The following is a 12913-nucleotide window of genomic DNA, read 5'->3' as shown; positions in this document are numbered from 1 at the left end:
CAGCTTACGGAAATTCACGGATGGGGGTTGGTCGGTGTCCATACGGCGCTCTTTCTGATGGACCAGGGACGCACCCCTCTGTTGCTGGAAAAGCCGGCGATGGGCACGCTTCGACCGGAAAACCGGCAAAGGCTCCAGACGCTGGAGGGAGGGTATCAGCGCGTGACCGCCTTGGCCGCGCAGCATCCGGGCAAGACGCTGCTGCTCCAGGAATTCGATCTGCTGCACGCGCTGGGCAACGGCTTCGTCGCCGGCCCCGCCTCGGAGCGCTTCCGCGGGCGCGCCAACATCGGCGTCATCGCCTATGAGGACACGCTGTTCGACGCGGCCGTGCTGGAACGGGCCCGCAGCTACGACCGGCTGGTGGTTCATTCCGACTACAACCGGCGCCTCCTGGCCGACCAAGGCATCACCAACGTCGGGGTGGCGCTTCAGGGCATCGATCCGAGCGAGATCGGGCCCATGCCAGGCTCCGGGCGTTTTGGCGATCGCTTCGTGGTCTTTTCCGGTGGCAAGCTGGAGTTCCGCAAGGCGCAGGACGTCGTCCTGACCGCCTTCCGCATCTTTCAGCAGCGCCACCCCGAGGCCCTGCTGGTCACCGCTTGGCACAACGCCTGGCCGGCCCTGTCACAGGGGATCGCGGAATCCCCGTTGATCGAAGCCCCGCCGGAGATCGGCAGCGACGGACGGCTGAAGATCACCGACTGGGCGCTGCGCCATGGTGTCCCGGCGGACGCCTTTGTCGATCTGGGCTTCCTCGGGCGCGGGCAGATCGCGCCGATCCTGGCCGATTGCCACGCCGCCGTCTTCCCCAACCGCTGCGAGGGGGCGACGAACCTCGTCGCCATGGAGGCGATGGGCTGTGGCGTTCCGGTGATCCTGTCGGCCAACACCGGCCATCTCGACCTGATCCGCCCCGACCCGACCACTCCCGACAATTGCTGGGCACTCACCCGGCAGGCGCCGACGTCCAACCCCAAGGGCAAGCGCACCGACTGGATGGAATCCTCCGTCGAGGAGGTCGTCGAACATCTGGAGGCCATCCACCGGGACCGGGCCGAGGCCAAGGCGCGGGCCGATCGCGCGCTCGCCTTGATCCAGGGTGAGCGGACATGGCGCAAGTTCGCCGAATCCTTCGTGGCCGCCTGTGCCGTCTGACAAGAAAGAGAACACGATCATGCCGGGGTTGCGCAAACGGGTTCTGGTGACGGGTGGGGCTGGCTTCATCGGCTCCCACCTGTGCGAGCGGCTGCTGGCCGCCGGAAACGACGTGCTGTGCGTCGACAACTTCTTCACCGGCACGCGTGACAACGTGCTGCCGTTGTTGCAGAATCCCCATTTCGAACTGATGCGGCACGATGTAACCTTTCCGCTCTATCTCGAGATCGACGAGATCTACAACCTCGCCTGCCCGGCCTCGCCGGTGCACTACCAGTTCGACCCCGTCCAGACCACCAAGGTCAGCGTGCACGGCGCCATCAACATGCTGGGGCTGGCCAAGCGGGTGAAGGCGAAGGTTCTCCAGGCCTCGACCTCGGAGGTCTACGGCGACCCGGCGGTGCACCCCCAGCCCGAGGAATATTGGGGCAACGTCAACCCGATCGGCCCGCGTGCCTGCTACGACGAGGGGAAGCGCTGCGCCGAGACGCTGTTCTTCGATTACCACCGCCAGCACAAGCTGGAGATCAAGGTGGCGCGCATCTTCAACACCTACGGCCCGCGCATGCACCCCAACGACGGGCGCGTGGTGTCCAACTTCATCATGCAGGCGCTGAAGGGCGAGCCGATCACCATCTACGGCGACGGCAGCCAAACCCGCTCCTTCTGCTACGTCGACGATCTGGTCGAAGGGCTGCTGCGCCTGATGGCGACCGGGCCGGACATCACCGGCCCGATCAACATCGGCAACCCGGGTGAGTTCACCATGCTGGAACTGGCGGAGAAAGTGATCCGCCTGACCGGCTCCTCATCGCGGATCGTCCATCTGCCGCTGCCCCAGGATGATCCCAGGCAACGGCGCCCGGACATTACCAGGGCCAAGAATGTTCTGGGCTGGCAGCCGACCATTCCATTGGAAGAAGGATTGGCGCGAGCGATTCCCTACTTTCGGGGCTTTATCTGATCCTCCTTTCCACGACTGCAAGACAAGCCACCGATGATCGACAGCCACGCACGCTCTTTGGTGGCGGAAGCCTTCACGAAAGGGCGGAAGGCCACACAGGAAAGAAACCATACTGAAGCGATCGCCTGTTACCAGACGGCAATCTGCCTCGATCCTGCCTTGCCAATCCTGTATGCGAGCATTGGCTTGGCTTATTTCGAGAAAAACAAGTCAGTCTGGGGAAGCGTCGATAATCTGAGACGGGCAATCACTCTTCTGCCAGCAGATGGCGCTTCCCTGTTCAACCTCGTATCGATCGAGTTCTTGAACCGGCGCTATGCCGAGGCGGCAGCCGCAGCCGAGCAATTGATCGGTTTGAAATCCGATGGTCTGAACGCCAATCGGGACTATCCGGAGATGCTGTATGCAATCAGCCTCTACGTTATCGGCTCTGTCACGGCTGCCCGGGAAATATTCACACGGATAAATAAAAAATTCTCCGAGGGGGAAAGCAGAGAAAATCTGTTTTTCCAGAAATCACAGTATTTCCTTGGCCGTATTGCCTATGATCATCAAGATTTCGAAGCATCCATATCCTTGATGAAGGAAATATGCTCATCAAGCGAAGGCATATTCTGTCGTCAAACCATCAACAATTCCGCATTCCGTTCAGAGCAGGATATCACAGGATATTCAATCAACTCCACATTCGGATTGGAGAAGATCCAGTCGTTCCAGAACGATAAAGCACAAGGGAAAACAAACGAAGCCCATCAGGCCTTGGTGGAAGCTCTCATGTCCGTTCCATGGTCCCGGCAGGCCGACCGGATTGCCGAGGAGTTCAGAGCGGAAACATATTTCCGCTGCCTCGATACGGCTGACGATCCCTTGGTCAGCAATCATTTCTGGCGCATCATGAATGCGACCCGAACGGAGTCGGCCTACACAAAGGCATCTCTCCAGATTCGGTCGTATGGAAAGAGGCGGCGCCGGATATTTGATTGTTTCATATTCAATGATGAATTGGATCTTCTCGAATATCGACTTGAGGAATTGTACGATCATGTTGATTATTTTGTGCTCGTCGAAGCTCCATGGAATTTCCGTGGAAAGGAAAAGCCTTTAAGTTTTAAAAACAACCGAGATCGCTTTAGAAAATATCAAGATAAGATCATTCATGTGATCTCGGAATATTTCTGTTATGGCGTTGGTTGGGATCAGGAAGATTTTCAACGAAACCAGATCATGCAAGGTCTCAAGAACTGCGCCGATGATGATATGATCATCGTGTCAGATTGCGATGAGATAGCCCGAACATCGATACTGGCAGAGTTCCGCGAGCCTGTTCCGTCGAACGACGATCTGACGGTTTTGTCAGTCCGCTACCATCAACTCTTTGTGAACGCGGTGGGCCCTTTCATGTGGGAGCGGCCGGTCGTTCTGCCCTATGGGTTGCTGAAAAACTTGAGCCCCAACATCGTTCGCGGATTGGCAGTCCGTCCAGGGGTCATGCCATACACGGTGAAGTATGATGCCGGCTGGCATTTTTCCGCCATAGGCGGCGTCGATATGTATTTAAAGAAATTCCATGAAGCATCGCACGTCGAATACCGGGAAACGGATGAAGCCAATCTCAACATTCGGACGGCTTTCAATCAGGGAAAATTCCAAGGAGAGCTTGAGCGTTTCAAGATCGTTCCGATCAACGCGTCTTTCCCAGATTTTGTCCAAAAACACTTTGATGAACTGAAGACAAAGAAATGGATCTTTTGATACCGAAGAAAGGAGAGCGAAAATGGTTTTCGCTCTCCTAACGAAATGGCATCACGCCGGATCGCTGCGTGTGAGATAACCGGTGGCCAGCAACCGGTCTTCGATCATCTCCATCAAGGCATGACCGGCAGTGATGTGGGTTTCCTGAACCCGGGCGGTGTCGGTCGACGGCGCGACGAAAGCCATGTCGCAATCCTCCAGCGCCGGCCCTCCGTCCCCCCCGAGAAAGCCCAGGCTGACGAGGCCGCGCCGCCGCGCCGCTTTCAAGGCCCGGATCACATTGGGCGAGCGGCCTGAGGTGGTGATGCCGAGCAGCACGTCGCCCGGGCGCCCCAGCGTCCCCACCATCCGCTCGAAGAGAACCTCGTAGCCGTAATCGTTGCCGCAGGCCGTCAGGGTGGAACTGTCCATGGCGAGCGCGATCGCCGGCAACCCCTGCCGGTTCACCGAGGAGCGCAGGCGCACCAGCAGTTCGGCCGCAAGATGCTGAGCGTCGGCGGCCGAGCCGCCATTGCCGCACAGCAGCAGCGTTCCGCCCTTGGCCAGGGCGTCGGCGGTGCGGGTCGCCATCGCCGCGAGCGCCGCGAGCTGATCTCCCTCCAGCACGGCGCGCTTGGTGGCGATCGACGCCTCGAACAGGCGCCGGGCCTGGGCGACCAGCGCCTCCTGTCCATTGGCGGGCGTGGTAGCGCGGTCGGAGTCCATCCTGTCGATTCCCATTTTGTCAGACGGCCTGGAGCGTGGAGCTTTGCCGGATCCGGGCCTCGGCTTCCAGCAGCTTGGCGACGACGCCCGGCATGCGGGTTTCCGCTTCCCAGCCGAGCAGACGCTTGGCCTTGGCCGGGTTGCCGACGCTGACCGAGATGTCGGAGGGACGCAAAAGCGTGTCGTCGATGATGACATGGTCGTGCCAGTTCAGCCCGAAATGGGCGAAGGCGAGCGCCACGAACTCCTCCAACCGGTGCGTCTGCCCGGTGGCGATGACGAAATCCTCGGGCGCATCATGGTTCAGCATACGCCACATGGCGTCGACATATTCCGGTGCCCATCCCCAGTCGCGGGCGACCGACAGGTTGCCGAGCGTCAACCGCTGCGCCCGGCCCTCGGCAATGTCGGTGGCGCCGCGCACGATCTTCTGCGTCACGTAGCGGGCCGGGCGCAGTGGCGATTCATGATTGAACAGGATGCCGGAGCAGGCGAACAGGTCGTAGGATTCCCGGTAGTTCGCCACGGCCCAGTAGGCCGCCGCCTTGCCGACACCGTAGGGACTGCGCGGATGGAAGGGGTGGGTTTCGTCCGCCGGCCCGTCGCCCGTGTTGCCGAAACACTCGCTGCTCGATGCGTTGTAGAAGCGCGTGTCCAGTCCCAGGAAGCGGATGGCCTCCAGGATGTTCACCGTGCCGTGGATCACGCTGTCCAACGTCTCGACCGGCTGCTCGAAGGAAAGCCCCACCGAGGATTGGCCGGCAAGATTGTAGATTTCGGACGGACGGACGTCGCTGATGACCTGGGCGACGCTGCGGAAGTCGTTCAGGACAGCCGAATGCAGCCGCAGCCTGTCCCGAATCCCCAACCGGGCCAAGTTCCCGTGCCCCGGCGCCTCGCGGTCGCGCGAGGTGCCGTACACCGCGTAGCCCTTCTCCAACAGCAGCCGGGCGAGCCAGGAGCCGTCCTGTCCGGAAATCCCAAAGATCAGGGCGGTCTTGGGAAGGCTCTTCATGCCGTCACTGACCGGCGATCAGCTTCAGGTCGGCCTCGATCATCTCACGCACCAGGTCGCGGAAGCTGGTGGTGTGGGTCCAGCCAAGCTTGGTCTTGGCCTTGGACGGATCGCCCAGCAGCAGGTCGACCTCGGTCGGGCGGAAATAGGTCGGGTCGATGCGGACCACGGTCTTGCCGCTGCGCTCGTCGACGCCGACCTCGTCGACGCCCTCACCCGTCCAGACGATCTTGCGGCCGGTGTGGCCGAAGGCCAGCTCGACGAACTCGCGCACCGAATGGGTCTCACCGGTCGCCAGCACATAGTCGTCGGGCTGCTCCTGCTGCAGCATGCGCCACATGCCCTCGACATAGTCGCGGGCGTGGCCCCAGTCGCGCTTGGCGTCAAGGTTGCCGAGATACAGGCAGTCCTGGGTGCCGGCCTCGATGGCGGCGACCGCCCGGGTGATCTTGCGGGTGACGAAGGTCTCGCCGCGGATCGGGCTCTCGTGGTTGAACAGGATGCCGTTGGAGGCGTGCATCCCATAGGCTTCGCGGTAGTTCACCGTGATCCAGTAGGCGTACAGCTTGGCGGCGGCGTAGGGGCTGCGCGGGTAGAAGGGCGTGGTCTCCCGCTGCGGCGTCTCCTGCACCTTGCCGTACAGCTCCGACGTCGAGGCCTGGTAGAAGCGCGTGGTCTTCTCCATGCCCAGGATGCGGATAGCCTCCAGGAAGCGCAGCGTGCCGATGCCGTCGGCGTTGGCCGTGTATTCCGGCGTCTCGAAGCTGACCTGGACGTGACTCTGGGCCGCGAGGTTGTAGATTTCCTGCGGTTGGATCTGCTGGACGAGACGGATCAGGTTGGTGCTGTCCGTCAGGTCGCCGTAATGCATGAAGAAATCGACGTTCTCCTCATGCGGATCGCGGTAGAGATGCTCGACGCGGCCGGTGTTGAAGGACGAGGACCGGCGCTTGATCCCGTGCACCACGTAGCCCTTGGACAGCAGCAGCTCGGAGAGATAGGCACCGTCCTGTCCGGTCACACCGGAAATCAAAGCAACCTTGCGCACGGAATCCGATCCTTCAAAAGCGTGCCTTCGCCCCGACACACGCCGGGCAAACCACGACACGGAAGAGGGGCTATCTATCGCCCAAGCATGCAGGCCGGAGCAAGCGCTTTGAGGCCGCGGACATCCCATGTTCCAGCGCCAGACAGACCCATGGCAGGTGCCGTCACGACAGGCCGGAAGGCAGCGGCGGCACCACGATCGGCTCCGGAGACCGGCCGGCCTGATGGATTTCCCACATCATCGCGTAAGCCCGTTCGATGTGGCGGGTGAAGCGGCGGCTGTCGAACAGCGGCATCGTCATCCGGGTGTCGCTCAGGCGTCGGCGCAGGCTGGCCAGCCGTTCCGGATCGCCAGCCAGCCGGAAGGCCAGCTCCTCGTACTCGGCGAGCGATCCCGTCACCAGTTCCGCCATTTCCGCCGCCGTCAGCAGGCTGGCGGCGACGCGCGAGGCGAAGGTCTCGCCCTTCAGCGTCACCACCGGCAGCCCGGCCCACAAAGCATCCGACGTGGTGGTGTGGCCGGTGTAGGGGAAGGTGTCGACGAACAGGTCGGCCACACGGTAGCGGGCGAGATGCTCGGACAGCGGCTTCTTCGGCGCGAAGATCAGGCGGGCCGGGTTGATCCCTCGGGCGGCCGCCTCCCGCCTCAGGTTGCTGGTGACCGTGTCGTTGGCCTCGAACAGCCAGAGGACCGAGGCGGGGAGGCGTCCCAGCAGGCGCATCCAGGCCCCGAAGATCGAGGGGGTGACCTTATAGGTCGTGTTGAAGGCGCAGAAGACGAAGGCGTCCTCCGGCAGGCCGCACTCGGAACGGGAGGGGGTCGCCTCGGCGATGGGGCGGTGGCGGTCGTTGATCTGGTAGGCGTCCGGCAAGGCCACCAGCCGTTCCGAATAGAAGGGCTGGTGCTCCGGCGGGGTCACGACCGTGTCACCGATCACGTAGTCCATCAACGCGCAGCCGACGGTCCCCGGATAACCCAGATAAGCCACCTGCACCGGGGCGAGGCGCTGCGTCAGCAGATCCAGCCGGCTCTGCTTGGTGTAGCCCTTGAGGTCGATCAGGATGTCGATGCCGTCGGCGGCGACCATCGCCGCGACCTGGTCGCGCCCGACCCCGCAGATGTCGCGGAAATGGTCGAAGGCACGGCGAAGGCGGGCCCGCATCGGGCTGCCGTCGTCCTCGCCGTAGGAATAGGCGAAGACCTGGAACCGCTCTCGGTCGTGCAGTTCGAACAGCTCGGCCGCCAAGTAGGCGGTGGCGTGTTCATGGAAGTCGGCCGAGAAATAGGCGATGCGCAGCCGGCCGTCGCCGGCCGGGCGCGGCAGCGCCGCCATCGGGGCCGGCTGCCGGCACACCGCGTCGTGATAGAAGCGCCGGGCCGAACGCAGCTGCTGTTCCGCCGTGGTGTCCACCGACAAGGTGGCCAGCGGCAGGGCGATCCCGCTGTCCTCGTCGATGATCCGGCCGGTCTGCCGCACCAGCTCCTCGTAGCCCTCCCAGTCGCAGATGGCCTGCTTGACGAACAGGTGGTAGCTCAGCGTCTCGGTGCGCGCCGGAGCCAGACGGTGGGCACGGGCGTAGGCGTCGCGCGCCCTGGGCAACGCCCCGGCTTCGCGCAGGATATGCCCGAGGTCACGGTAGGCCTCCGGCAGAGCCGGGTTCAACACGATGGCCCGGCAATGCGCGTCAACCGATTCCCGGGCACGCCCCTGCTCGCGGCGGACCATGCCCAGGCTGTTCAGGGGCTGCGGATCTTCGGGTTTCAGGCGGAGCGCCTGGAGATAATCCGCCGCCGCAGCTTCCCGGTTGCCTTGAGCCTGATAGACAGAGCCGCGGTTCAGATAGGTTTCCGGGGACTGCGGGTTGAGGCGCAGGGAATGGCTGTGGGCAGCGATCGCGTCGACCGTCCGGCCCAGCGCCTGCAGGATGACGCCCAGGTTGGAGTAGGCGTCGCTCATTTCCGGCTTCAGCGCGATCGCCTGCGCCATCAAGCCCCGTGCCACCGCCGACCGGCCACCGCCGTGCGCGGCCAGCCCCAACAGCTGCCGGGTCTCCGGTTGCTCGGGCGCCACCGCCAGGATGGCTTGGCAGACATGCACCATCTCGTTCAGCCGGCCGGCCTGATAGTGCTGGACGGCGAGGCGCAGGGCTTCGATCAGGGTCATGAGGCGCCAGTCAGTTCACGCCGCGCAGCGCGCCGGCGGTTTCCAGCGCGTCGACGTACCAGCGGTAGGTCTGGGCAAAGCCTTCGCGCAGCGAGGTCGGCGCGGTCCATCCCATGGCGGTCATGCGGGAGACGTCCATCAGCTTGCGGGGCGAGCCGTCCGGCTTGCTGGTGTCCTGACGGAAGGTGCCGGTGTAGCCGACGACACCGGCGATCAGCTCGGCCAGTTCGCGGATGGTCACCTCGGTGCCGGTGCCGACGTTGACGTGCGGCTCGTCGGAATAGTTCTTGGCCAGGAAGACCAGTCCGTCGGCCAGATCATCGACGAACAGGAACTCGCGCCGGGGAGAGCCCGTTCCCCACAGCACCACCTCCGGCGCGCCCTCGACCTTGGCCGCGTGGATCTTGGCCAGCAGCGCCGCCGCGACATGCCCCTGCTGAAGGTCGAAATTGTCGCCGAAGCCGAACAGGTTGGTCGGCATCGCCGAGATGAAGTCGCACCCATGCTGCCGGCGGTAGGCTTGGCAGAGCTTGATCCCGGCGATCTTGGCGACGGCGTACCACTCGTTGGTCGGCTCCAGCGGGCCGGTCAGCAGCGAATCCTCGGTCATCGGCTGCGGCGCCAGACGCGGGTAGATGCAGGAGGACCCCAGGAACACCAGCTTCTGGACGCCGACGCGGTGGGCGGCGTGGATGATGTTCGTCTCGATGACGAGGTTGTCGTAGAGGAAATCGGCCGGCCGCGTGTTGTTGGCGTGGATGCCGCCGACCGTAGCCGCGGCCAGGAAGACCACGTCGGGCCGGGCCTCGGCCACCCACTCCTCGACCTCCGCCTGGCGGCGCAGATCGACCTGCTGGCGCGTGGCCGTCAGGATCGCGCACTCCTCGCGCTCCAGGCGCCGGACAATGGCCGAGCCGGCCATGCCGCGATGGCCGGCCACCCAGACGCGCTTGCCGGCCAGCGAAAACGAAGGAGCGATAGCCACAGTCTCCAAACCCCTTTTCCCCAGGACCGCACACACCTAGCACCAGGACGCTTCGACGGTCCAGACGGATCGCGCGGCCGGGATCACCCCGGCCGCCGGGCCAGCAGCTCCGTAAAGGTCGCCTCGATGCGGTCGACGCTGCGCGCGACCGTGAAGCCGAAGGCCCGTTCCTGCCCGGCCCGCGACAGCGCCGCCCAGCGCGCCGGATCGTCGGCCAACCCCTTCAGGGCGGCGGCCAGCCTCTCATGGTCGTTGACGGGGAAGAGCAGCCCGTCCACCCCATCGCGGACGATTTCGCGACTGCCCCCGGTCCCGCTCGACACCACGGTCAACCCGGCGGCCATCGCCTCGACCTGGGAGATGCCGAAGGGCTCCTCGAAGCTGCTGGGGAAGACCAGGACGTTGCTGCGCTCGAACAGACGGGCGAGCCCCTGCCGGTCGAGAAAGCCCGGATAGCTGACCTTCCCGCCGAAGCCCTGGCGCTCGCAGTAGCCGCGCACCGACTCGAACAGGCCCGGATCCGGCGCATCGCCGGCGAAGGTGCAGGTGAAGTCCACCCCTTGCGCGTGGAGCAGGGCAAGCGCGTTGGCCAGGACGTGCGGCCCCTTGTAATTGACGAAGAGGCTGGCGAAAACGATGCGCAGCCGGTCGAAGGCGGGGGGGAAGGGCCGGTAGAAATGGTCGATCCGCGCGCCGGGATAAAGGGTGGTCATCGCCGGGAAGGCGAAGCCCGCCTCCCGCAGGGTGCGGCCGACCCACTCGCTGGCCGGCCCGATGCGGTAGAGCGGCGAGGGAGGCGCGCCGTCCGGCGGAAATCCCGGATGCCGGTTGCCGACGCAATGGATCACCGGAACGCCGATCTGGGGAAGCTGCACCAGATGGTCGGGCGTCATCAGATCGACGTTGCCGGCCAGACAGACCTCGCTGCCATGCCGGCGCGCCACATCCAGGATCTTCCGGTCGTTGGCCCGCACCACCGCCCTGATCCTGTCCGGATCGGTGAAGGTCACCGCCCGGCCGTCGCGCCAAGCACCGAACAGTTCCAGGGACCGCTCGACGAAGGGTTCCAGATCGTCGGTGCCGGTCATGCCCGGCTTGGCGAACTCCGGCACGTCGGCGGCCAGGATCCGCAACTCATGGCCGCGCCGCTTCAACTCGGCCGAGAACTCCCAGAGCTTACGGCCATAGCCACCGAACTCCTGCGGCGGAAACAGGTTGGTGACCACCAGAACCCGGCGTCCCCCCGCGACACCGGCTGGCGGCAGCGAAGCGGCCGGAGAGAGGAACGGGGACAGGACGGCGCGCTGCTCCGCGACGCGCGGGTCAGCCCCGGCCCGCCGCTCCAACTCGTCCAGCACGGCGTCCAACGCTCCCCGGGGACGATGGCGCGCCAGTTCGGCCACCGCCAGGAAGGCGTCGGCGAACCGTCCATCGGCTTCGGCCCGCTTGGCAAAGGCGATCAGGGCGCCCTCATGCCCACGGTCGAACCCGAGCGCACGCTCCAGAGCCGCCGCCTCCAGCTCCGCAGCGCCGATGGTACGCGCCAGTTCGGCAGCGCGGAGCGCCTTGTCCACCCCATCGATCCAGGGCAGCAGCCCGGCGACGATCCGGCGTGCGGCATCACCCGACAGACGCTCCAGCGCGGCTTCGGCATGGCGGAACAGATCGGTCCGGCGAAAGGCCACGCCGCCCGGCTCGGACGGGGTGAAGCCCCAGCCGGCAAGCACCGCCACCGCTTCCAGCCGGGCACGCCAGTCGCGCCCGACGGCCACCACATGCTCACCCGCGAAACGGGCCAGCAGCGCGCCGGCGTCGGTGTCACCGGACGACGGCCAGGGCAGGACCAACACGGCCTCGTCACGGACGGCGCCACCAATGGCGGGAACCGCTGCAGGAAGGGCGTCCAACTCTCCATGAGCCATCACCGACGCCCGGGGCAGGTCACGGACGTTGGCCGCCACCCCCAGGCTGTCCGCCGGATCGACCAGCAGCGTCAGGCTCCGCGCCCGCAGATGCAGGAGTTGAACGGCGCCGTAGGCCTCGGCCCGGCCGGACCGCACCTCCCGCGTCAGGAGGCCGTGCGTCCGGACATCGTCGATGGCGATGACCGGATCGATGCGCCCGTCATACACCGCGCCGTAGAGCTGGCGCAGCTTCACCCACGGGCTCTGCGTCGCCAACAAATGCGCCTGTCCGGCGGCGCGGATGGCGCGGGCCTCGTCCGGATGGGAGCGGTAATGGCGGATGGCCTCCACCAGCTCACCGGGGCTCCGGTAGGTCACGAGATGCCGCCCCGGCTCGAACAGCCGCTCCAGGCCGGATTCGGGGGGAAGCGCATCGGTCAGCAGGAAGCCGCCGCTGCCCAGCGCCTCGAAAACCCGCAAGTTGAGGTCGCCGTTGAGGCTGCAGTTCAGCGTGATGGCGGAAGACGCGTAGATGTCGGCGGTCTCGGCCGGCGTCGCCCGCAAGGTCTTCAGCGGCAGGCCGGCACGGACCACCCCTTCCATCACATGGCGGCGGTAGGGATGAAAAGCGCCCAACTGGCCGACGAAGGTCAGTTCATGGGCGAAGCTTTCGGGAATGGCGCGCCGGTGCAGGGCGAAATCGAGGGCGGCGATCCAACAGACCCGTTCGAACCCGGCTTCCAGAAAGAAATGGCCGTGATGGCGGGTGTGGTCCATCACGATCAGGTCGAAACGCTCCATCTCCGCGTAGCGCAGCAGGGCACGGACCGGATCCTGGAGATGATGGGTGTCACCGACCAGCAGCACCTTCGGTCCGGGAAAACGGTCGAGGTTGCGCGGGAAATTGCCGCGCGTCGCATCGGCCTTGACGACGATCAGCTCCGGCCGCTGGTCTGCGGGAAGCCGGGCGATCAGAGAGCCGATGTCGTACTCGCCGGCCGGTGTCTTCAACGAACGGACGCGGCCCTGCTCGATCAGGTCGGTGCAATCCGGTCCGGCAAAGACCTCGCGCCGGGAGAAGAGCGGGCTCCGGTAATAGTCGGGGGAGGAGCGGCCGCAGAAGAGGACACGCGGTTCGGGCAGCCCGTCCGGCCAGCCATCGGTGAAATCCTGGACCGTCATCCTGTCCTCTTGGCGCGTCGGCGATGGCGTTGGGGA

At 65.0% G+C, this 12913-nt stretch carries 9 protein-coding genes; 3 read left to right on the top strand and 6 right to left on the bottom strand.

Going from position 1 to position 12913, the window contains the following annotated elements; translation table 11 throughout:
* The first annotated feature begins 162 nt into the window (after nucleotides 1-162).
* From JN22_RS08310 to JN22_RS08300, 3 genes are read left to right on the top strand one after another with little or no spacing between them, the layout of a single operon-like run.
* Nucleotides 163-1158, top strand: a complete 996-nt coding sequence (locus JN22_RS08310; RefSeq protein WP_223677631.1) for a glycosyltransferase family 4 protein — start codon at nucleotides 163-165, stop codon at nucleotides 1156-1158.
* 19 nt (nucleotides 1159-1177) lie between these two features.
* Nucleotides 1178-2122 carry a UDP-glucuronic acid decarboxylase family protein gene (locus JN22_RS08305; RefSeq protein WP_085553517.1) on the top strand — a complete coding sequence of 315 codons (945 nt, stop codon included), beginning with the start codon at nucleotides 1178-1180 and terminating at the stop codon, nucleotides 2120-2122.
* Between the two features lie 33 nt (nucleotides 2123-2155).
* Entirely contained in the window at nucleotides 2156-3874 is a 1719-nt protein-coding gene (locus JN22_RS08300) for a tetratricopeptide repeat protein (RefSeq protein WP_085553516.1), read from the top strand.
* Between the two features lie 51 nt (nucleotides 3875-3925).
* Here JN22_RS08300 and JN22_RS08295 read toward each other — a convergent pair whose 3' ends face one another.
* From JN22_RS08295 to JN22_RS08270, 6 genes are all read right to left on the bottom strand, one after another.
* Nucleotides 3926-4579 (bottom strand): SIS domain-containing protein, encoded by a 654-nt coding sequence (locus JN22_RS08295; protein WP_085553515.1) that lies wholly within the window; start codon nucleotides 4577-4579, stop codon nucleotides 3926-3928.
* A 19-nt stretch (nucleotides 4580-4598) separates the two neighbouring features.
* A complete protein-coding gene (locus JN22_RS08290; protein WP_085553514.1) occupies nucleotides 4599-5594 on the bottom strand; it encodes a GDP-mannose 4,6-dehydratase in 996 nt (331 codons plus the stop codon).
* Nucleotides 5595-5598: 4 nt separating this feature from the next.
* The gene (gmd, locus tag JN22_RS08285) at nucleotides 5599-6642 is read right to left on the bottom strand and encodes a GDP-mannose 4,6-dehydratase (protein ID WP_085553513.1); all 1044 of its coding nucleotides are present in this window, start codon (nucleotides 6640-6642) and stop codon (nucleotides 5599-5601) included.
* Between the two features lie 163 nt (nucleotides 6643-6805).
* Entirely contained in the window at nucleotides 6806-8806 is a 2001-nt protein-coding gene (locus tag JN22_RS08280; RefSeq protein ID WP_085553512.1) for an O-linked N-acetylglucosamine transferase, SPINDLY family protein, read from the bottom strand.
* A 10-nt stretch (nucleotides 8807-8816) separates the two neighbouring features.
* The gene (fcl, locus tag JN22_RS08275; RefSeq protein WP_282183169.1) at nucleotides 8817-9800 is read right to left on the bottom strand and encodes a GDP-L-fucose synthase; all 984 of its coding nucleotides are present in this window, start codon (nucleotides 9798-9800) and stop codon (nucleotides 8817-8819) included.
* A 74-nt stretch (nucleotides 9801-9874) separates the two neighbouring features.
* Nucleotides 9875-12877 (bottom strand): glycosyltransferase family protein, encoded by a 3003-nt coding sequence (locus JN22_RS08270; protein WP_085553511.1) that lies wholly within the window; start codon nucleotides 12875-12877, stop codon nucleotides 9875-9877.
* Between the last annotated feature and the right edge of the window lie 36 nt (nucleotides 12878-12913).

Source organism: Azospirillum agricola (genome assembly GCF_020005195.1).
GTDB lineage: Bacteria > Pseudomonadota > Alphaproteobacteria > Azospirillales > Azospirillaceae > Azospirillum > Azospirillum agricola.
This window is presented reverse-complemented; position numbering and strand designations above follow the sequence as displayed.

Bases quoted from the DNA above. Each gene is read 5' to 3' on its own strand.
- JN22_RS08305 (WP_085553517.1), top strand. From the start codon at position 1,178: ATGCCGGGGTTGCGCAAACGGGTTCTGGTGACGGGTGGGGCTGGCTTC.
- JN22_RS08300 (WP_085553516.1), top strand. From the start codon at position 2,156: ATGATCGACAGCCACGCACGCTCTTTGGTGGCGGAAGCCTTCACGAAA.
- JN22_RS08295 (WP_085553515.1), bottom strand. From the start codon at position 4,579: ATGGACTCCGACCGCGCTACCACGCCCGCCAATGGACAGGAGGCGCTG.
- JN22_RS08290 (WP_085553514.1), bottom strand. From the start codon at position 5,594: ATGAAGAGCCTTCCCAAGACCGCCCTGATCTTTGGGATTTCCGGACAG.
- JN22_RS08280 (WP_085553512.1), bottom strand. From the start codon at position 8,806: ATGACCCTGATCGAAGCCCTGCGCCTCGCCGTCCAGCACTATCAGGCC.
- JN22_RS08270 (WP_085553511.1), bottom strand. From the start codon at position 12,877: ATGACGGTCCAGGATTTCACCGATGGCTGGCCGGACGGGCTGCCCGAA.